The 21036-nt window shown below is 59.8% G+C and carries 17 protein-coding genes; 8 read left to right on the top strand and 9 right to left on the bottom strand.

Going from position 1 to position 21036, the window contains the following annotated elements; all coding sequences use genetic code 11:
• The first annotated feature begins 42 nt into the window (after positions 1-42).
• Positions 43-420 carry a response regulator gene (locus J2Y90_RS19825; protein ID WP_253502161.1) on the top strand — a complete coding sequence of 126 codons (378 nt, stop codon included), beginning with the start codon at positions 43-45 and terminating at the stop codon, positions 418-420.
• A gap of 73 nt (positions 421-493) precedes the next feature.
• On the opposite strand, the gene J2Y90_RS19820 is transcribed toward J2Y90_RS19825, so the two are convergent.
• The 3 genes from J2Y90_RS19820 to J2Y90_RS19810 all read right to left on the bottom strand — a co-directional run bounded on the left by J2Y90_RS19820 (position 494) and on the right by J2Y90_RS19810 (position 4851).
• Positions 494-2164, bottom strand: a complete 1671-nt coding sequence (locus tag J2Y90_RS19820; RefSeq protein ID WP_253502159.1) for an ATP-binding protein — start codon at positions 2162-2164, stop codon at positions 494-496.
• Positions 2161-3663, bottom strand: a complete 1503-nt coding sequence (locus tag J2Y90_RS19815; protein WP_253502157.1) for an ATPase domain-containing protein — start codon at positions 3661-3663, stop codon at positions 2161-2163. Before J2Y90_RS19815 ends, J2Y90_RS19820 begins: the two co-directional genes overlap by 4 nt.
• Before the next feature lie 132 nt (positions 3664-3795).
• Positions 3796-4851: a tetratricopeptide repeat protein gene (locus J2Y90_RS19810; RefSeq protein ID WP_253502155.1), complete on the bottom strand. Its 1056-nt coding sequence runs from the start codon at positions 4849-4851 to the stop codon at positions 3796-3798.
• A 170-nt stretch (positions 4852-5021) separates the two neighbouring features.
• On the opposite strand from J2Y90_RS19810, the gene J2Y90_RS19805 reads away from it, so the two are divergent.
• The 3 genes from J2Y90_RS19805 to J2Y90_RS19795 are packed head-to-tail and all read left to right on the top strand — an operon-like array spanning position 5022 to position 8296.
• Positions 5022-7157: an FUSC family protein gene (locus tag J2Y90_RS19805; protein ID WP_253502153.1), complete on the top strand. Its 2136-nt coding sequence runs from the start codon at positions 5022-5024 to the stop codon at positions 7155-7157.
• Positions 7147-7347: a DUF1656 domain-containing protein gene (locus J2Y90_RS19800; RefSeq protein ID WP_016774855.1), complete on the top strand. Its 201-nt coding sequence runs from the start codon at positions 7147-7149 to the stop codon at positions 7345-7347. Before J2Y90_RS19805 ends, J2Y90_RS19800 begins: the two co-directional genes overlap by 11 nt.
• A 25-nt stretch (positions 7348-7372) precedes the next feature.
• Positions 7373-8296, top strand: a complete 924-nt coding sequence (locus J2Y90_RS19795) for a biotin/lipoyl-binding protein (protein WP_429462329.1) — start codon at positions 7373-7375, stop codon at positions 8294-8296.
• 224 nt (positions 8297-8520) lie between these two features.
• Here the strand turns inward: J2Y90_RS19795 and J2Y90_RS19790 are convergent, their stop codons facing one another.
• The 5 genes from J2Y90_RS19790 to J2Y90_RS19770 form a co-directional block, all read right to left on the bottom strand.
• Positions 8521-9942, bottom strand: coding sequence for an efflux transporter outer membrane subunit (locus J2Y90_RS19790; protein WP_253502148.1), 1422 nt, complete (start codon positions 9940-9942; stop codon positions 8521-8523).
• Positions 9939-13130: an efflux RND transporter permease subunit gene (locus J2Y90_RS19785; protein WP_253502146.1), complete on the bottom strand. Its 3192-nt coding sequence runs from the start codon at positions 13128-13130 to the stop codon at positions 9939-9941. The genes J2Y90_RS19790 and J2Y90_RS19785 overlap by 4 nt, the downstream gene beginning before the upstream one ends.
• Before the next feature lie 15 nt (positions 13131-13145).
• On the bottom strand, positions 13146-14399 hold the full coding sequence (mexE, locus tag J2Y90_RS19780) for a multidrug efflux RND transporter periplasmic adaptor subunit MexE (RefSeq protein ID WP_253502143.1): 1254 nt from the start codon (positions 14397-14399) through the stop codon (positions 13146-13148).
• Positions 14400-14673: 274 nt separating this feature from the next.
• The gene (locus J2Y90_RS19775; protein WP_253502140.1) at positions 14674-15126 is read right to left on the bottom strand and encodes a DUF805 domain-containing protein; all 453 of its coding nucleotides are present in this window, start codon (positions 15124-15126) and stop codon (positions 14674-14676) included.
• Positions 15127-15141: 15 nt separating this feature from the next.
• Positions 15142-15489, bottom strand: a complete 348-nt coding sequence (locus J2Y90_RS19770; protein ID WP_253502137.1) for a DUF4190 domain-containing protein — start codon at positions 15487-15489, stop codon at positions 15142-15144.
• A gap of 237 nt (positions 15490-15726) precedes the next feature.
• On the opposite strand from J2Y90_RS19770, the gene gcvA reads away from it, so the two are divergent.
• From gcvA to J2Y90_RS19755, 3 genes are all read left to right on the top strand, one after another.
• Positions 15727-16632: a transcriptional regulator GcvA gene (gene gcvA / locus J2Y90_RS19765; protein ID WP_253502135.1), complete on the top strand. Its 906-nt coding sequence runs from the start codon at positions 15727-15729 to the stop codon at positions 16630-16632.
• A gap of 75 nt (positions 16633-16707) precedes the next feature.
• Complete coding sequence (locus J2Y90_RS19760; RefSeq protein WP_253502132.1) at positions 16708-17535, top strand: DMT family transporter; 828 nt, start codon at positions 16708-16710, stop codon at positions 17533-17535.
• Between the two features lie 29 nt (positions 17536-17564).
• Positions 17565-18326, top strand: a complete 762-nt coding sequence (locus J2Y90_RS19755) for an SDR family oxidoreductase (protein WP_253502129.1) — start codon at positions 17565-17567, stop codon at positions 18324-18326.
• Positions 18327-18332: 6 nt separating this feature from the next.
• On the opposite strand, the gene J2Y90_RS19750 is transcribed toward J2Y90_RS19755, so the two are convergent.
• A complete protein-coding gene (locus tag J2Y90_RS19750; RefSeq protein WP_225926638.1) occupies positions 18333-19247 on the bottom strand; it encodes a LysR family transcriptional regulator in 915 nt (304 codons plus the stop codon).
• A gap of 270 nt (positions 19248-19517) precedes the next feature.
• Here J2Y90_RS19750 and J2Y90_RS19745 point away from each other — a divergent pair, with 270 nt between their 5' ends.
• Positions 19518-20540 carry a zinc-dependent alcohol dehydrogenase family protein gene (locus J2Y90_RS19745; RefSeq protein ID WP_064362651.1) on the top strand — a complete coding sequence of 341 codons (1023 nt, stop codon included), beginning with the start codon at positions 19518-19520 and terminating at the stop codon, positions 20538-20540.
• The last annotated feature ends 496 nt before the right edge of the window (positions 20541-21036 follow it).

Here is a 21036-nt window from a genome sequence, read left to right as displayed (position 1 = left end):
ACACGGTCGTATCAGCAGCTATTGACCGAACAAAGGCTTCCCATGAGCGTAGATGCGCAAGATGTAGTACTCGTCGTCGAAGACGAACCGGTTATCTTGATGGTCCTGACGGATTACCTGTCAGGGCAGGGCTATCGCGTGTTGCAAGCGGAAAATGGCGAGCAGGCTTTCGAGATCCTCGCCAGCAAACCTCACCTGGACATGCTGATTACCGACTTCCGCCTGCCGGGCGGGATTTCAGGCGTGCAGATTGCCGAGCCGGCGGTGAAATTGCGACCGGACCTCAAAGTGATTTTCATCAGCGGCTACCCGCAGGAAATCCGTGAGACCGGCAGCCCGATCACCAACAAGGCACCGATCCTCGAAAAACCTTTCGATCTGGATGTGTTGCAGGAACAGATTCAGAAATTGCTGGCCTGATATGTTGGAGCTGCCGAAGGCTGCGATCTTTTGATTTTGCTTTTTATAGATCAAGGTCAAAAGATCTACAGGTTCAACTGTTGATCATCTCCCGCACCTTGGCAGTGAGCAGATCAAAAGTGAACGGCTTGGTGATCATCTGCATCCCCGAGTCGAGGAAGCCACCGCGCACCGCCGCGTGCTCGGCATAACCGGTGATGAACAGCACCTTCAGACCTGGCCGGTATTGCCGACCGACTTCCGCCAGTTGCCGACCGTTCATCCCCGGCAGGCCAACGTCGCTGATCAGCAGATCGATGCGTTGCGTCGAGTTGAGAATCGGCATGGCGCCGTCGGCATCACCGGCCTCGACGAACGCGTAACCCAACTCGCTGAGCACGGCGCTGACCAACACACGCACTGCCGGATCGTCTTCGACGATGAGTACGGTCTCGCCATCCATCGCATACGGAGCCTGCTGCGAGTCCGAGACGGGAATTTCCACTTCCTCACCACGGAAACGCGGCAGGTAGAGTTTTACCGTGGTGCCTTGATCGACTTCACTGTCGATCGACACATGCCCACGTGACTGTTTACTGAAGCCGTAAATCATCGACAGGCCCAGTCCGGTGCCCTGACCGATGGGCTTGGTGGTGAAGAACGGATCGAACGCACGGCTGACCACACTCTGCGGCATGCCGCTGCCGTTGTCGGTGACGCTGAGCATCACGTAATCGCCCGGCTCCAGGTTGCTGTAGGCCTCGGTGAAATCGCGGTGCAGCACTTGATTGCTGGTTTCCACGACCAACTTGCCGCCATCGGGCATGGCATCGCGGGCGTTGATCACCAGGTTGAGCAGGGCGCTCTCCAGTTGATTCGGATCGGCTTCGGCCACCCAGAGGTTGTCGTCCAGGCGCATCTCCAGATGAATGCTTTCATTGAGGCTGCGTTGCAGCAACTCGCCCATCGACAGCACCAGCGTATTCATTTGCACGGCTTTCGGGTCGAGTGACTGACGGCGCGAAAATGCCAGCAAACGATGGGTCAAGCCGGCGGCGCGGTTGGCGGAGGTCACGCCGAGATCGATCAGGCTGTCGAGATCTTCAGTGCGGCCTCTGGCCAAACGTCGGCGCAGCAGTTCGAGGCTGCCGATGATCCCGGTGAGCATATTGTTGAAGTCGTGAGCGATGCCGCCGGTGAGCTGGCCGACGGCTTCCATTTTCTGCGATTGACGCAGGGCTTCTTCGTTGTGGCGAAGTTGCGTTGTCCGCTCTTCGACCTGTTGCTCAAGTGTCTCGAGAGTCGATTGCAAACGCCGTTCGCTGTCACTCAGGTCGATCAGGCGATCGCGGGCTTCGTATTGTCGTCGCCGCCCACGCAGGGCGGCAGAGACCAGACTGACCAATGTCGCGGGATGGAAAGGGCGCTCGAGAAAAGTCACGTTGCCTAACAGTGTACTGAGGCGCGACGGCGGCCCTTGTTCTTCGCCGCCGTGATGAGTCAGCAGGACAATTGGCATGTCCGACCAGGCGGGCTGGTGGTCAAGATAGGCGATAAGCGCTTCCAGTTCCGGTCCGCGCAACGCCTCAGCAGCAATCAGCAGCAGCCCGGCACCGACCTCCAGCTCGGTGCACAGAGCGCCGAGATTTGGCGCCACCATGCCGCCATAACCGGCTTCGTTGAGAATCATCAGCGCGACCTGACTGTCGCGACCCATGGGCGCCAGAATCAGCACCCGTTCAGCCAACGGCGTGTTCACCGTCACAAGCTTTCATCCTCGAGCAATGGATTGCTCGCTCCCATATAAGTCGGCACGCCACGCAACACGCCCTGGAACGATTCCAGCGGTTGGCCGATGGTTATGCCGCGCGAGGAGATCCGATATTCACGAATGGTCGATTCGTGATTGCCGGTGCGTTTCTTGATAATCGAAATTGCCCGACGGACCTTGCCCAGGGCTTCGAAGTAACGCAACAGAATCACCGTGTCGGCCAGGTAAGTGATATCGACCGGCGCCTGCATGTCACCGACCAGACCGTGCTGGGCAACAGTCATGAAGGTCGCCGCGCCTTTACGGTTGAGGTACAGCAGCAGCTCGTGCATGTGCAGCACCAGCGCGTTTTCTTCCGGCATCGCCGCTTGATAGCCGTTGATACTGTCGATGACGACGGTCTTGATGTCGCGCTCATCAACGCAACGGCGCACGCGGTGGGACAACTCGCCGGGAGACAGCTCAGCGGCGTCGACCTGCTCGATCAGCAGATTGCCCGTCGCCTGCAAAGCTTTCAGATCGATACCGATGTGGCGCATACGCTCGAACAGCAAACCCAGCTCTTCATCGAAAATGAACAGCGCGGCTTTCTCGCCCCGGGCCACCGCAGCGGCGGCGAAGATCATCGAAATCAACGATTTGCCGGTACCGGCCGGGCCGAGAATAAGCGTGCTGGAGCCGGTCTCGATACCGCCGCCGAGCAGGGCGTCCATTTGCGCGATACCGCTGGACAACTGCAATCGTGCATAGTCGCCGCGATGTTCGGCCGCTACCAAACGTGGGAACACGTGGACGCCGTCACCCATGATGGTGAAATCGTGGAAACCGCCCCGGTATTTCTGTCCGCGATACTTGACCACCCGAACGCGACGCCGCTCGGCACCGTAGCTCGGTGTCAGCTCTTCAAGGCGGATCACGCCGTGGGCGACACTGTGCACCGTTTTGTCGAGGGACTCGGTGGTCAGGTCATCAAGCAGCAGGACGGTGGCGTCGTAGCGCACGAAATAGTGCTTGATCGCCAGAATCTGCCGACGGTAACGCAGCGAGCTTTGCGCCAGCAGACGGATTTCCGAGAGGCTGTCGAGCACTACGCGGGTCGGTTTGAAGCGTTCGACCACTTCGAAAATCTGCTTGGTCGCCTCACCCAGCTCAAGGTCCGAGGAATACAACAGGCTTTGCTGATGCTCGGCATTAAGCAGGCTTTCCGGCGGCGTCAGTTCGAAGATCTGGATGTTCTCGTTCAGCTCCCAGCCGTGGGAGAGTGCACCTTGACGCAGTTCTTTCTCGGTTTCCGAGAGAGTGATGTACAGGCAGCGTTCCCCGGCCAGCGCACCGGCGCGGAGGAAATGCAGTGCCACCGTGGTTTTGCCGGTTCCGGGTTCACCCTCAAGCAAAAACACATGGCCGCGAGACAGGCCACCGGCGAGGATGTCATCCAGACCTGCGATGCCAACGGCAGCTTTCGCACTGATCAACTCGTTTGATGTAGTCAAAAAATGCCCTCTTATGACTAGGGTAACCGGCGGCTGGCTTAAGTGAGCCGCCTGAATGACTTGACCTCAGGGCGTGTTCACGGTTCCGCTTTATCTTTCGAAAGCCGGCGAGTTTCACCTGCTGTACTTTGATTAAAGACCTTGTTGCAGGGCCGGATCATCCGGATTCAGTTGTTCGAGTTGCGCCAGCAGAATCTGCACATTCTGCAACTGGCCGGTTTCCTTCCAATAGTTGATCAGTAATACCCGCGCCTTGCGGTCGGCCGGGTGGCGCTGGACGATTTCCTGCAGCTGTTTCTGCGCCGCTTCCAGTTCTTCTGCGCTGTGCAGGGTGGTCGCGAGGTCGTAGCGATAATCCTTGTTGTCAGGTTCCAGCTCGACGGCTTTGGACAGGCCGAGCAGGGCATACTCGCGCTGGCCGTGGTGCAACAGCCACAGGCCGAGGGCATGTTGCAGATAGGCCGAATCAGGCTGCGCCTTGAGTTGGCGGGCGAGCAACTGGCGAGCGGCATCGCTCTGGCCCTGGCGGTCGAGCACATCGATTTGCATCACCAGCGCCGGCAAGTTGCCGGGCTCCATACGCAAGGTATTATCCAGCGCTTGCCGCGCCTGTTTGTATTCAGCGTTGTGAATATAGAGGCGCGCCAGTTGAGCGTAGTTGGCGGCGCTTTCCGGCTGGCTTTCGAGGGTCTGCTGCCAGCCATCGATGGCCTGCTGCAGCGGCGCGAAATACAGGCCCAGCTCGTCAGGCGTCAGGCCGAGCAAGGCATTGATCGCGGCGAAACGGACAGCTTGCTCCTCATCTTCCAGCAACGGTCCGAGCAACAGGCTGCGCTGTCCGCCGGGCACCAGACCGACGATGCTTTTGATCGCCGCGACGCGCACTTGCGGCGCATCGTGATGCAGGTCGATGTCAGCCAGTTTAAGCGCTTGGGGGCTTGGGTAATTGGGCAGCTCGCCATGCAGCCAGACGCGGCGCTTGACCGATATGTCCGGACGGCCCAATTGCTGGTACAACTGGCGCGCCGCTCCGGGTTCACCGGTGCGCGCGGCGTTCAGCGCTTCGCTGTAGCCGTGTTTGATAGCATCGGGGATGGTCGGTGTGCTGCTGCGCAAAGACAGCCAGACGACGCCGAGGATCAGTACGAGGCCAAGGCCGATCAGCAGGTTGCGGCGGGACTGAGTCATGCGGGTTTCCGAAAGCTTCGAACTTGAGCAGAGCGGCAAGCTTCGGTCAGCTTGGCGCGTGAGTCAAACCCTTGCCAGCGAATCGTCCTACGACACGTGTCGACTGTGAAATCCGTCAGGCTTTTGTGGCAGTGTCTACGCTTGCAGAAGTCGTTTTAAAGAGTGTGCCCATGTCTGCGCTGTTCACCTATTTCAAGGCTTTGATCCATCCCGGTCAGGCTGTTTTGCTGTTTGCCCTGCGGACCATCGCCGCTGGGCTGTTGACCCTTTATCTGGCGTTCATCTTCGATCTCGAACAGCCTAAATGGTCGATCATGGCCGTGGTGATTGTCAGCCAGCCGTTGGCGGGGATGGCGCTGGCGCGCAGTTTTGGCCAGGTCATCGGTACCACCGTGGGTGCGGCGGTGGCAGTGCTGATCATGGCGATCTTTCCTCAGGCGCCGCTGCCGTTCATTACTACATTGGCTTTGTGGCTGGCGCTGTGCACCGCCGGTGGCACATTGTTGCGTTACACCAGCTCTCAGGCGTTCGTGCTCAGTGGTTACACCGCTGTGGTCGTGGCGTTGCTGGCGATTCCGGATCAGGACGGCACCTTTTTGCTCGCCGTCACCCGAGTCACCGAAACCCTGCTGGCGGTGGCCTGCGTCTGCGTGGTCAGTTTGCTGACGGCCCGGCCTGAAGCCGTCGCCAAGGGTTATTTCGCCAAGGTCGATCAAGTGATCAAACTGGCCGCCAGCCACGCCGCCGAAGTGCTTCGCACGGAAGAAAGCGAAGCGGATTTCCAGCGGCGGCAAATGCAACTGCTCGGCGAGATCAGCGCGCTGGAAGGGTTGCGGCGCCATTTGTATTTCGATGCGCCACGTTTGCGCAGTGCCGACAACCTGGTGTTGCTGCTCGGCAATCAACTGATGCTGCTGACATCGCGCCTGACCGCGCTGCGTCATCAACGTGAATTGCTCATGGAACGCTGGGAGGGCGATCTGCCGCTGGAGGTGCAGCAGCTGCGGGCCGAGGAACTGGTATTGCTGGAGCAGTTGGCGCAACAGGGGCGCGCGCTGTCTGGAGCGGATCGGCAGCGCTTTGTCACTTTGCAGCAACAGTTCGAAGCCTTGGCCTACAAGGCCGAGCAACAGACCGAGAACATGAGCGCGACCCTGCGCTCACTGGCCTGGGCGTTGCGTTGGGAGCAGGCGCGACTGCTGCAGCAACTGGATCAGATTCTCGAGCTGAGCGACGCCATCCAGGAAGGGCGCCCGGCCAGTTGTCTGTATCGCGGGCAGAGCAGTCCGTTGCATCTGGATTTCACTTTGGCCTCGATGAATGCGATTCGCGCCTTTACCGCGCTGCTGGTCTCCGGCTTGATCTGGATCGAGACGGCATGGGATGGCGCCCGCGGCGGGATGATTCTGGTGGGGATTCTCTGCTCGCTGATGGCGACCTTCCCGCGTCCGTTGATGGCCGCGCAAAGCTATGCCCGTGGCTTGGGCCTGGCGCTGGTGGTGTCGGCGTTCTATCAATTCATGCTGGTGCCGGCGATCAGTGATTTCGAGTTATTGGCCTTGCTGCTCGCGCCGTTGCTGTATGCCATTGCGGTGGGAATTTCCAGTCCGGCCACCGCCGGGATCGGCATGGGTCTTGGCCTGTCGAGTTTTCTCATGCTCGGACCGCAAAATACCGGCACTGGGCAGAACACAGCGATTCAATGGTTCGAATTTGCCGGCGCTTATGTCAGTGCAGCGATGCTGGCGTTGATCGTCTATGCGCTGATCTTTCCCTTCCGCCCGGACTTGCGCATTCGCCGTTTGTACGGCGAAGCGCGGGAGCAGGTGTACCAACTGAGCAAAATGCCGGCAAACGATGAACAACAATTCGCCTTCGAGAGTCGGATGACCGATCGCCTGACCAGCATGCTCGGCCTGCTGCCAGCGGCGAACGATCTTGCCATGCAGCGCCTGTATGAAATCAGCCTGGCTTGCGTGGCTTTAGGCGTCGCTATGCACCAGCTGCGGCAGCAGGCGCAGAACAACGCGCTACTCACCGATGCATTCAGCCAGCGCCTGGCGTCGGCGTTACGCAAAACCGGTCGGTTGGTTGCCGGACGCGATGAGGTGCAACTTGCCGCACTGCTTGCCACGCTGCACCAACTCGGAGATGAGCTGGACGAGCTGCACGCCGCCAGTCACGAACATCTATGGTCGGTGTTCCGTATGCGCGTGGCGCTGCTGATTGTCGTTTCGTTTCTCGAGCGCCACGGCGCGCATCTGCAACCTCAAGTTCTGCAAGGAGAACCGCAACTTGCCCATTGATTTCGAGATTGGCGGCGTCTATCTGCCGCCCATTGCTCAGGCGCTATTGCTGGCAATCCCGATTTTCATGTTGCTGGACTGGTGCCTGCGACGCCTGGGTGTGCTCCGCCTGGTCTGGCATGAAGCGCTGTTCGAAGGCGCTCTTTACGCCTGTGTCTGTGCCACGCTGATTCTATTGATGGGAGCCTGATGTCTTGAAAGCACTAGTAGCACGAATGATGACCGTGGCAGTGGTGATCCTGGCGATCGTCCTCGGCTGGTTCGCCTGGGAGTATTACACCCGCGCGCCCTGGACGCGGGACGCCCGGGTAAGGGCGGATGTGGTGACGCTGTCGGCGGATGTTTCGGGGCGTATCGTCAAACTGGCGGTTCAGGACAACCAGCATGTCGACAAGGGCCAATTGCTGTTGGAGATCGATCCGGCGCGCTATCAATTGGCAGTCGAACATGCCCGGCGTTCGGTGGAAGTGTCCAAGGCGTCGCTGGGGCAATCGCAGGCGGCAATTGTTGCCAGTGAAGCGTTGCTCAAACAGCGCCAGAGCGAGGAGCGCCGGCGCCGCACGCTGAAGCAGGGCTTTGCCATCTCCGGTGAGGAATGGGAGAAGGCCAGTACCGACGTGGCGGTTGCCCAGGCGGATCTGTTGCGCAATCAGGCCAACCTCGGGCTGGCCGAAGCCAACGTGCAGTTGGCGATTGCCGCGCTGACCCAGGCTGAGCTGGACTTGCAGCGTACCCGTGTCGAGTCGCCAGTCAGCGGTTACGTGACCAACCTGCTGACCCGTCAAGGCGATTACGCGCAGGCGGGTGGGGCATTGCTGGCATTGGTTGACAGCAATTCGTTCTACGTCAGCGGTTACTTCGAAGAAACCAAACTGCCGCGAATCGAAGAGGGCGACCGGGTGCGCGTTCAGTTGATGAGCGGTGAGAGTTTCGGCGGCACGGTCGAAAGCATCGCCTTCGCGATTGCCGACCGCGAAAACGCGCCGGGCAGCCGACTGCTGGCAAACATCAATCCAAGTTACACCTGGGTCAAACTGGCGCAGCGGGTGCCGGTTCGCATCGGCATTGATGGTGATTTTGCCGGCAAGAATCGCTTGCGCGCGGGCACCACAGCCACCGTCACCGTCCTGGAACCCTGATCCCCCTGTAGGAGCTGTCGAGTGCAACGAGGCTGCGATCTTTTGATCTTGGGACGCAGAGCGTCCCCGGCTACATTCCCATCAAGAATCGCAGCCTCGTTGCACTCGACAGCTCCTACACGGGATTGGTGATTCAGTGGCATAAAAAAACCCCGCGACCGAATGATACGCGGGGCAAAAAAATTGGTTGGTTGCGGCCAACCAAAGGAGCTCTTTAACAACCTTTACTTGCTGGCGACCGTCTCCGGTTGCCAGCCACCGCCGAGGGCCTTGTAAATGGCGACGATGCCGCGATACAGATCGACTTCGGCCTGGGCCTGCGTGTCCTCGGCGTTCAGGCGTTCACGCTGGGCGTCGAGCAGGACGAGGAAGTCGGTGGTGCCTTCGCGGTAGCGGATTTCTGCCAGATCGGCAGCCTTGCGGCTCGATTCACTCTGACGGATCAGCGAGATCAGGCGTTGCTGACGTTTGCCGTAATCACTGAAAGCATTTTCCGATTCTTCCAAAGCCAGCAGCACTTGCTGCTCGTAGTTGGCCAGTGCGCCTTCGGCATCGGCGTCGGCGCCACGCAAACGGGCGCGGACGCTGCCGAGGTCAAACGCAGCCCAGGTGATGCTCGGGCCGAGTGCCCAGGCATTGGCCGCCGAGGAACCGATCTGCGAGCCACGCCCGGCCGTCCAGCCGAGAAAGCCGCTAAGGCTGACACGCGGAAACAGGTCGGCCTTCGCCACGCCGATTCGCGCAGTGGCCGAAGCCAGTTGCCGCTCCGCGCTAAGGATGTCGGGACGACGTTGCAGCAGTTCGCCCGGATCACCGATCGGCAGCGCCTTGGCGATGGCCGGCAGGTCTTTCGGGCTGAGGTCGACGGTCAGTTTGTCCGGGCGCTCACCAAGCAGGGTGGCGATACGGTTCTTCTGCCGCACCTGTTCCGCCTGCAACTGCGGCACGCTGGCTTCGACGTTGGCCAGACGCGCATCGGCGCGCTCGACATCGAGCTGATCACCGACACCGGCGTCACGCAGGCTGATGGTGATCTTGCGCGACTCCTCCTGGTTGTTGAGGTTGGCCACGGCGATTTTTTCCCGCAGTTGGGCGCCGCGCAGTTGACCGTAGGCGTCGACCAGTTCGGCAATCATGGTGACTTGCAGCTGATACAGATCGGCTTCGGCAGCCTGCTGGTCGGCGTCGCTGGCTTCCAGATTGCGCTGGATGCGCCCGAACAGATCGAGCTCCCAGGCCATGTCCAGACCCAGGTCATAGCGTTCGCTATTGACCCGGTCGGTGGTCTGGCCGGGAATCTGGCCTTTGCCCAGGTCACTGCTGGCGCGGCTGGTGATGGTCGGCATCGCATCGTTGCTGGCATCGTCGCGGATCGCCCGGGCGGCTTTCCAACGGGCGAACGCCACGCGCAGTTCACGGTTGCCTTGCAGCGACTGGCTCACCAACTGGTTGAGGGTCGGATCGTCGAATTGCTGCCACCAGATGCCTTCGAATTTCGAACGGTCGAAGTTCTTTTGCCCGGCGGCGCCGTCGGTGGCGGTCGTGATGTTGGCCGCCTCCGTAGCTGGGGTCTTGTAGTCGGGGCCGACGGCGCAGGCGCTGAGGGCCAGCACCAGCAGACTCGGCAGGAAGACTTTCAGACTCATTGTTGCGCCTCCAGTGGCTTTTGAAGAGTGTGTGCCTTGGCCGCTTTGCGCTGCTCACTGCGTTCAACGAAGTTACGGATCAGCACGTAGAACACTGGCGTCAGCAACAGACCGAAGAAGGTCACCCCGAGCATCCCGGAGAACACCGCCACACCCATGGCGTGACGCATCTCGGCACCGGCACCGCTGGAGAACACCAGTGGCACCACGCCCATGATGAACGCGAAGGAGGTCATCAGGATCGGCCGCAAACGCAGGCGGCAGGCTTCCAGTACCGCAGCGAGCGGGTCGAGGCCTTCTTCCTGTTTGTCCTTGGCGAACTCGACGATCAGAATCGCGTTCTTGCAGGCAAGTCCCACCAGTACGATCAAGCCAATCTGGGTGAAGATGTTGTTGTCACCGCCGGAGATGATCACGCCGGTGATGGCCGACAGCAGGGTCATCGGTACGATCAGGATTACCGCCAGTGGCAGGCTCCAGCTTTCGTATTGCGCGGCGAGTACCAGGAACGCCAGCAGTACGCAGAGCGGGAATACGAACAGCGCGGTATTGCCGGACAGAATCTGCTGGTACGTCAGGTCGGTCCATTCGTAGGTCATGCCGTTCGGAAGTTCTTCCTTGAGCAGTTTCTCGATGGCTTTTTCCGCCTGGCCCGAGCTGTAGCCGGGGGCTGCGGCACCGTTGATTTCCGCGGTGATGAAGCCGTTGTAGTGCATCACGCGATCCGGGCCGGAGGTGTCGCTGACCTTGATGAAGGTCGCCAGCGGGATCATTTCGCCTTTGTTGTTGCGTACTTTCAGCTGACCGATCTGATCGGATTCAAGGCGGAACTGTTGTTCGGCCTGAACGTTGACCTGATAGGTACGCCCGAAGCGGTTGAAGTCGTTGGCATACAGCGAACCCAGATAGATTTGCAGGGTATCGAAGATGTCGCTGACAGCCACGCCGTGGGTCTTGGCTTTTTCCCGGTCGATGGCGGCATCGACCTGCGGCACGTTCACCGTGTAGCTGGTGAACAGACCGGCCAGTTCCGGCACGTTGTGGCTCTTGTTGATGATGTTCATGGTTTCTTTGTACAGCTCGTCGTAGCCCAGGTTGCCCCGGTCTTCGATCTGCAGGCGGAAACCACCAATGGTGCCCAGGCCCTGTACCGGCGGTGGCGGGAAGATCGCCATGTACGCTTCCTGAATGTTCGCGTACTGGCCGTTCAAGGCACCGGCAATCGCGCCGGCGGACATGCTCGGGTCTTTACGTTCGTCGAACGGTTTCAGGGTGACGAAGACGATGCCGGCGTTCGGACTGTTGGTGAAGCCGTTGATCGACAGGCCCGGGAACGCTACGGCGCTTTCCACACCTGGCTGTTTCAGCGCGAGGTCGGACATGCGCTTGATCACGTCTTCGGTGCGATCCAGGCTCGCGGCGTCCGGCAATTGCGCGAAAGCCACCAGATATTGCTTGTCCTGGCCCGGTACGAAACCGGTCGGCGTGCTGGAGAAACCGAAGAAAGTCAGCACCATCAGGCCTGCATACAGGAGCAGGGCGATGCCGCTGCCACGGATGACCCGGCGCACAGTGCCGACGTAGCCATGGCTGGCGCGGTCGAAGAAGCGGTTGAACGGACGGAACAGCCAGCCACCGAAGATCTTGTCGAGCACTTTCGAAAAGCGGTCTTTTGGTGCGTCGTGGCTTTTCAGCAACACAGCGGCCAGCGCTGGCGACAGGGTCAGCGAGTTGAACGCCGAGATCACGGTCGAGATGGCGATGGTCAGTGCGAACTGTTTATAGAACTGCCCGGTGAGGCCGGAAATGAACGCCGCAGGAACAAACACCGCACACAGCACCAGCGCCGTGGCAATGATCGGGCCGGTCACTTCACGCATGGCGCGCTTGGTAGCTTCGACGGGCGTAAGTCCGAGTTCGATGTTCCGTTCGACGTTCTCCACCACCACGATGGCGTCGTCGACCACGATACCGATGGCCAGTACCAGGCCAAACAGCGACAGGGCGTTGAGCGAGAAACCGAACAGGTGCATCACCGCAAACGTACCGATCAACGATACCGGCACCGCCACCAACGGAATGATCGAGGCGCGCCAGGTTTGCAGGAACAGAATCACCACCAGCACCACGAGGATCAGCGCTTCGAACAGGGTGTGAACCACTGCTTCGATCGAACCGCGGACGAAGATCGTCGGGTCATAAACGATGCTGTAGTCCATGCCCTGCGGGAAGCCTTTCTTCAGCTCTTCCATCTTGCCGCGCACTTCGTTGGAAATGTCGATGGCGTTGGAACCGGGGCGCTGGAAGATCGGAATCGCTACGGCTGGCTGGTTGTTCAGCAGCGAGCGCAAGGCGTACTGGCTGGAACCAAGTTCAATGCGCGCGATGTCTTTGAGGCGAGTGATTTCACCATCGTCGCCGGAACGAATGACGATGTTCTCGAACTCTTCCTCGGAGACCAGGCGGCCCTGAGTGTTGACCGACAGCTGGAAGCTTTGCGCGGTCGGCGCAGGGGGCGCGCCCAGTTGACCGGCGGCGACCTGACGGTTTTGCTCGCGAATGGCGGTCACCACATCGGTCGCGGTCAGATTGCGCGACGCGGTCTTGTTCGGGTCGAGCCAGACCCGCAGCGAGTAGTCACCCATACCGAACAGCTGCACGTCACCGACGCCACCGAGGCGAGCGAGCTCGTCCTTGATGTTGAGGATCGCGTAGTTGGACAGATAGAGCATGTCGTAGCGCTTGTCCGGTGAGGTTAAGTGCACAACCATGGTCAGGTCGGGCGAAGCCTTGTCGACGGTGATACCGATGCGCGTCACTTCCTCGGGAAGCTTCGGTTCGGTTCGGGTCACCCGGTTCTGCACCTGCACCTGCGCGTTGTCCAGGTCAGTGCCCAGGGCGAAGGTGATGGTCAGGGTGATCTTGCCGTCAGCGGTCGATTGCGAGGACATGTACAGCATGTTCTCGACGCCGGTGATCGCCTGCTCCAGCGGAGCGGCCACGGTTTCACCGATGACCTTGGGGTTGGCGCCCGGGAAGTTGGCGCGCACGACCACGGTCGGCGGCACGACTTCCGGGTATTCGCTGATCGGCAACTGGAACAGCGAGATCGCACCGGCGATCAGGATCAACAGCGACAGCACCGCTGCGAAGATCGGCCGGGAAATGAAGAATTGGGAAAAATTCATCGGAGTTGTCGTCCCTTAACCGCGTGGGGTCGTAGCAGCCAGCTTCGCAGCCGAACCCGATGCGCCCTTGACAGGGGCAACTTTGGGCAGGTTGCTGGCTTCCAGCGCTTGACGTTGTTGAGCAAGGGCGGCGAGGGTCTGCTCGCTGGCCATCGGAATCACTTCAGGGGTAACCGGTGAACCGGGACGAACCCGCTGCAGGCCCTTGACGATGATCGTGTCGTCCTTGTTCAGACCGTTGCGAACGATGCGCAGGCCTTCGATCTTCGGACCGAGTTCGACGGCGCGGTAGGCGGTCTTGTTGTCGCCATCCATCACCAGCACGAACTTCTTGCCCAGGTCAGTGCCCACGGCTTCGTCGTTGATCAACATGGCGTTGTAGGTGCCGCTGCCGACCAGTTTCAGTCGTGCATACAGGCCCGGGGTGTAGGTGCCGTCGGCGTTGTCGAACACAGCGCGACCACGGATGGTGCCGGTTTTCGGATTGACCTGGTTGTCGACGAAATTCATCTGGCCGAGGTGCGGGTTGCCGTCTTCATTAGACAGGCCCATATACACCGGCGTAGTTGCGCCGCGCTGGCCGTTGCGGGCCAGTTGGGTGTATTTGAGGAACACGCGTTCGTCGGCGTCGAAATAGGCGTAGACCTTGTCGGTGGAGACGACGCTGGTCAGCGCGGTGGTGTCGGCGGTCACCAGGTTGCCGGCGGTGATCTCGGCGCGACTGACGCGGCCACTGATCGGAGCGGTAACACGGGTGAAACTCAGGTTCAGCTTGGCCAGGTCCAGTTGTGCCTGCAGAGCACCGACGGCGGCGCGGGCCTCTTGGGCAGCGCTGGTGCGCGAGTCGGCCAGTTCAGCGGAAATGGCATTGCTGGTGCGCAAACGTTCGCCGCGAGCCGCTTCATTTTCACTGCGGGTTGCGGTGGCGCGGGCCTGGGCGACCAGGGCTTCGAGGCGGCGGACCTCGGCCTGGAACGGGCGCGGGTCGATCTGGAACAGCAGGTCACCTTTCTTGACCAGCGCGCCCTCGGTGAAGGCGACCTGATCGATCTGGCCCGAAACCCGTGGCCGGATTTCAACGGTTTCCGGTGCTTCGAGGCGCCCGGTGAATTCGTCCCACTCATTGACCGGTTGTTCCAGCACCTTGGCCACGCTGACTTTGGCCGCTGGCGGGGCGCCGGCAGTCTCCGGAGTTTTGCCGCAGGCGCTCATCACCAGTACGGCCAGCATGGCCAACGGGAAGCGCAAATGTTTGAGTGACTGTTCCATGGATGCAATCCGCCAAAGTATTGAAGATGGGCGGATGATGCTCGGCGGGGGGGTGATGGCACGAATCGAATGAAGCGAAGGTAACTATCATTCGGAATGATATAAGAGCCAAAGCAGCCCTCTAGCATGCACCTTTCGTTAGGTGGCTATCAATTGGTCCATCAGCAAAAGTTTGTTGCGAGAGCCGCAACGATCCAGCGCAGTTGTAATTATTTGAGTCAGAAATGAAGAAACGGCCATGAAGGCCGTTTCGATCAGCGTGTTGCCGTTGTTGTCAGTTGACGCCTTTGCGATTGGCACCGAAACGATTCGGCCCAGGCTGGCTGTCCTGCGCCAGAAAAACGATATTGACGATCGGCAGCAGCAACCACCAGCCGCTGCGATCGGTGTCATGCATACGGCGCACGCCGACGGCAATGCTCGGGATCAGCAACGCGAGATTGTAAAGGCCTTGGAGAACACCGCCGGTGTTGGCGAAGCCGTCAATGAAACCCACGACGAACGCGACGCCCATGTTGATCAGGAAGAACAGCCAGTATTCACGACGCGTGGCGCGACCGTTGAACACAGCGTAATTCTTCAACGCCTCAAGGTAAGGGTTGCCAGTCGTGATGGCAGGACCGCTTGGGTAGGCCTGCGGAGCTGCCTGAGGCGCGCCGCACTGGGGGCACGCCAGCGCCAGTGTACTTATTTCCTTGGCGCAACCGCGGCAGAAAACCATGCTCATATTTTTTCCCTAAAATTATTGGATCGCTAGACAGGAAAGAACCAGCGCGGTTAAGCCTGACAATATGATGCCGGCGATCGCGAGGTTTCTTCCGGGGTGTTTTTCGTTGACGCAGATGATGCCGCAAGCCAGACCTGCGACGCTGAACAGTCCGACGCCGAGGATCGTTTCGAAGTCCCAATCGGAATCATCAAACAGAGTGAGAGCGCAGATAATTCCGAAGATCAGCGAAACGATGGCCAGCCAGGGAATCCTGGCTTGCGAAGATGGCACAAAGGCCTGTTGGCTCGCCCCGCATTGGGGGCAGGTGAGCGCCGTTTCATGGAGCTCCTTGGCGCAAGCACGACAATAGACCATTGCCATCGTTTTCCTTAACTGAGTGCGAATGCCCGACCCTCCATCGGCGGGGCGGCAGTAATCTAATCTCAATCACAGGATTTGTCACGGCTCTTTGCCATCATTGCGTTGAGCTGGATGCCGGAGCAGTACGCGAACAGTGCGGATCCGTTTAAACGGAAGAAGGCAATCCAATGGGTTTCGCACTAACATGACGTCTTACTCATACCTTGATGTTCCTGCCCACCGTCGGACCCTTAATCCATGAGAGATCTGCCGCCGACCGCAACCTTGCGTGCCTTCGAAGTATCCACCCGGCACCCGACTTTCACCGCTGCCGCAGAGGAATTGCATGTGACCCAGAGCGCGGTCAGCCATCAACTCCGGCACCTGGAAGATCTTTGGGGCTTGCAGTTGTTTGAACGCGGCAAGTCGTTACGACTTACGCCGGCGGGCGCTACGCTGGCACCGATTGTGCGTGAATTCTTTATGAGTCTGGAGGCGACGCTGGCTGATCTGCGTGAGCAAAAGGGCAGGGTCAGGCTGAGCGTCAGCACCACCTATTCCTTTGCATTGAAATGGCTGCTGCCACGCTTGCCGAGCCTGTCACGCCAGCACCCGGAGCTGCTGGTGTCGCTGGACACCACGGACAACATTATCCATTTCGCCAGGGACGAAGCCGATGTCGCGATCCGCTTGGGCAAGGGCAATTATCCCGGTCTGTATTCGGAGTTCCTGTTCGGCGAGCAGGTCTTTCCGGTGGCCAGTCCCGAACTGCTGCAGCGCGTCGGGATGCCGAGCAGCCCCGCCGAATTGTTACAGTTGCCATTGCTGGCTCGCGACGGCGCTGAACTGGCGCCGAAATGGGAAGTGTGGTTCCAGGCCGTTGGGCTGGCGTTTACGCCGCTGCGCGAAGGCGTCAGGTTTGGCGATACCAACATGACGGTCGAGGCGGCCTTGCTCGGCCAAGGGGTGGCGCTGGTACGCAGCGGGCATGTCGAGAAGGAAATCGGCGATGGCCGTCTGGTGCGGCTGTTCGATGTACCGTTCCAGTCACCGCTTGCCTACTACTTCGTTTGCCCCAAGGGTATTGAGGCGCAGCCCCACATCGTCAGCTTTCGTGAATGGTTGCTGAGCGAGGCGCTTAAAGTGCGCAGCGGACATGCTTAAGGTATGAGCAATCGCTCATGGTGCGATGAGGATACTTCTCTGTAATCCTATCGCTCGGGCTGCCTAAAATCGCCAATGTCTACTCATCTGGTTCTCCTTGTCCTGTTCGCCGCGCTGCTGCACGCCAGCTGGAACGCGCTGCTGCGTGGCGGCGCCGATCGGTTGTGGTCGATGACAGTGATGTGCGTTGCCATCGCCCTGGTCTGCGCAATCGCCGCCATGTTCATGGCGCCGCCCGCAACGCAGAGCTGGGGTTATGCGCTGCTGTCGGCGCTGCTGCATGTCGGCTATAACCTGTTTCTGGTGCGTAGCTATCGGGTCGGCGATCTTGGGCAGATTTATCCGATTTCGCGCGGCTCATCGCCCGCGCTGATCGCTCTGGGCGCCGCGCTGTTTGCCGGCGAAGCCCTCACCGCCGGCGAGCTGCTCGGGATCGGGCTGGTGTCTGGCGGGATTATTTCCCTGGCTTTCCGGGGGCGCAGCCTGTCCGTGCCAAGCCTTCCTTATGCGCTGGGAACGGGCTGCTTCATCGCAGCCTACAGCGTCGTCGATGGCATTGGCGCCAGGCTTTCCGGCGCGCCGCTCGCTTACACGGTGTGGATGAGTGCGCTTTGGGGTGTGTTGATGCCAGCGGTTTATATCGGCCTGCGCGACGCCCGCAGTCTGTTTTCCGTTCGGCCCGGAATGCTGGCCGCTGTAGTCGGCGGACTGGTTTCTTTGCTCGCTTACGCAATCGTTATCTACGCAATGAATGAAGCGCCACTGGGTGCGGTCTCGGCACTGCGTGAAACCAGCGTGCTGTTCGCGGCGCTGCTCGGCTATCTGTTCCTCGGGGAAAAACTCACCGTTCGCCGGATGCTGGCGTGCGTGGTGATCGCCAGCGGCGCCATCATCATCGGCTGATACAGCTCAACCTCTCAGGAGAACGGCTCATGGACAACGTTTCGTCAGCACCGCTGATTCTGATTACCGGTGGCAGTCGCGGAGTGGGCGCTGCCACCGCCAGGCTCGCCGCAGCACAAGGCTACGATGTCGCCATCAGCTACGTTGCCAATGAATCCGCCGCGCTGGCGGTAGCGGCCGATGTCGAAGCTGTCGGACGCAAGGCGCTGGCGATACGCGCCGACAGCGCCGACCCCGAGCAGATTGCTGAACTGTTCTCAGCCATCGATCGTACGTTCGGGCGTATCGATGTGCTGGTCAACAATGCTGGTGTGCTGGCGAAACAGTCACGTCTGGAAGACCTCGGCTTCGAGCGCATGCAGCGCATCTTCGCAGTCAATTCCCTGGGGCCGATACTGTGTGCCCAGCAGGCAGTGAAGCGCATGTCGCTGCGCCACGGCGGTACGGGCGGTGTGGTGATCAATGTTTCGTCTGCCTCGGCGCGTTTGGGCAGTCCGAATGAATACGTCGACTACGCCGCATCCAAAGGCGCGCTGGAAACGTTCACCATCGGCTTTGCAAAGGAAGTGGCGCGGGAAGGAATTCGGGTCAACTGCATTCGCCCGGGGCACATTTATACCGACATGCACGCCAGCGGCGGCGAGCCGGGACGGGTTGATCGCGTGAAGGACTCGATCCCGATGGGAAGGGGCGGGCAGCCGGAAGAGGTGGCGCGGGCCATCTTGTGGCTGGCCAGCGCGGAGGCCTCGTTTGTCACCGGGACTTTTCTGGATGTGACTGGTGGCAAGTAGGTCCTGCTACAGGCTATCCGGGTCGCCAAAAAACATCTGAATCCGCGACCGTAACCACCGCTCTCCCGGGTCGTTATCCTGCGACCCACGCCAGGCCATATGCAGTTCAAACGTACGCGTCGGCAGCGGTGGATCCTCGGCGCGCAGACCACCGGCCGCTGTCAGTGCGTCCGCCGTGTAATCCGGTACGGTCGCGACGATATCGGTGCCCGCCAGCAGCGTCCCCAATCCGTTGAACTGCGGCACCGCCAGCACCACGTGCCGTTTGCGCCCGAGTTTTTCCAGTTCTTCGTCGACAAAGCCGCTCAAGTCACCAGCAAACGACACCAGCGCGTGCGGTCGCGCGCAGTAGTCGTCCAGGCTCAACGGCCCCGGCACGGTGTCAGCACGCAGCAGCTTCGGTGCGCTGCGGCGCAGGACCTTACGCTTGGCATTGGCCGGCAGATCGGTGGTGTAGCTGACGCCGATCGAAATCTCGCCGGAGGCCAGCAGGCCCGGCATCAATATGTAATTGACCCGCCGCACCACGAGGACGATGCCCGGTGCTTCGGCGCGCAAGCGTTTGAGCAGCATCGGCAGCAGGGCGAATTCGACGTCGTCCGACAAACCAATGCGAAATACCGACGTGCTGGTTGCCGGATCGAAATCGGCGGCACGACTGACGGCGGTCGAGATCGAATCGAGGGCAGGCGAGAGCAGGGCGAAGATTTCCACCGCGCGCGCGGACGGTTCCATGCTGCGGCCGGTGCGGACAAACAGTGGATCGTCAAACAGGCTGCGCAGGCGCGACAACGCCGCACTGATGGCCGGTTGGCCGAGGAAAAGCTTTTCCGCGGCCCGAGTCACACTGCGTTCGTGCATCAATGTTTCGAACACGATCAGCAGGTTCAGGTCGACACGACGCAGGTCATTACGATTCATCTGGAGTCCTGGCAGAGTCATCAAACTTGACGAGGGCGACCATATGAGAACAATGGCCGGCATGAATCTTACGGGGAAAGGCTGGTACTCTGCACCGGAAAATTAAGCTTTACTGCGACGGAGGCAGGCCTTTTTTCATGGATTTTGCCAATGCCGCCGGTGATGCGGAATCAATGACAGGCATGTCGACTATTAATAGCCACTGATGGTCTTGGGTCAAAAGCCCAGATAGAGTTCATGGCATTAGAGGTTACTTTGACGAGGTTTGCGATGTCCCGCACGATCCGTTTTCACAAGTTTGGTCCGGCCGAGGTGCTCAAATGCGAAGAGCATGCGGCTGCTCAGCCAGGTCCTGGCGAAGTGCAGGTGCGTGTCGAGGCGATCGGCATCAGTTGGTACGACACCCTGTGGCGTCAGAATCTGGCGTCGTCGCAGGCACGTCTGCCATCGGGCCTGGGTCATGAAATGGCTGGCGTGGTCACTGCGGTGGGCGCCGATGTCGATGACCTGTCCGTCGGCGACAAAGTGGCCAGTTTCCCGGCGGAAAGCCCGAACGACTATCCGGTGTACGGCGAGTCCATCGTCCTGCCGCGTACGGCGCTGACCCGTTACCCGGATGTGCTCAGCCCGATCGAAGCCAGCGTGCATTACACGCCGCTGCTGATTGCCTACTTTGCCTATGCCGATCTGGCGCGGGTCAAGCCCGGGCAATTTGCCCTGGTAACCGATGCCAGTCACTGCGCCGGTCCGTCGTTTGTTCAATTGGGCAAAGCATTAGGTGTGCGAGTGATCGCGGCGACCAAATCGGCCGAGGAACGTGAGTATCTGTTGTCTCTGGGGGCTGAGAAAGTCATCGTCACCGAAGAGGAAGATCTGTTGATGCGCATCAACAAGATCACCGACAACCGCGGCGTCGATGTGGTTTTCGACGGCCTCGGCGGCCCGCAGATGTCATTGCTCGGCGATGTGCTGGCGCCACGCGGCAGTCTGGTGCTGTATGGTCTGCAGGGTGGCAATCAGACCCCGTTTCCGGCTTGTGCGGCGTTCCAGAAGAACATCCAGTTCTTTGTCCACTGCATCGGCAATTTCACCGGCAAGCCCGAGCTGGGAATCGTCCAGGACCACGTCGCTCTGCAGCGTGCGTTGCGTGATATCAACCAGTTGACCGCTGACCGCGTGCTGCTGCCGCTCAAGACCCGTGTATTTCCGTTCAACGAGTTTGTCGAAGCGCACCGCTACATGGACGAATGCCCATGCCGCGAGCGGGTGGCACTGCAAGTCGAGCCGGCGTAAACCCGGTCATCAGAGTCCGTGGCCCCACGGACTCTTTTTGTTTATATCCTGCGGCGCCAACAAACCTTCCTTGATAGCGCAGCAGTGGCCATTTCAGCAACTGAACTGGTTTTTTCCCTCTATCTGTATCTTCTAATCACACTATAAGCCCTGATAATTGAATGATTATTTTCATCTCAAGGAATGAGCTATGGCTGTGCATTCAATTTGTCCTGGGCTATATCAAACAGCTGGTTCTGCCGGCTTCGTCAATTTCTGTTTAATTGCTGTAGGGCAATTCGGAAGTTGCTTCTCTTTTTCCTGTAATGAATTGTCGTGGGACGCTGTGGGAAGTTTCCTCAGATTATTTTCTACTGAGGAAATCTCAATGAATACGGGCGGTTGAGCGCTCGGCTCGGCCTGTGGAGAGCTTTTTTCAGGTCAAGTGTTTCAAATAACTACAACTTTGTAAGTGTTAGCATTTCAGCGTCTATTACTTATTGATCCAATTGTCACG

The sequence above is a fragment of the Pseudomonas koreensis genome (genome assembly GCF_024169245.1).
Taxonomy (GTDB): Bacteria; Pseudomonadota; Gammaproteobacteria; order Pseudomonadales; family Pseudomonadaceae; genus Aquipseudomonas; species Aquipseudomonas koreensis_F.
The sequence above is the reverse complement of the archived record's forward strand: the minus strand, read 5'-3'. Positions and strand labels throughout refer to the sequence as shown.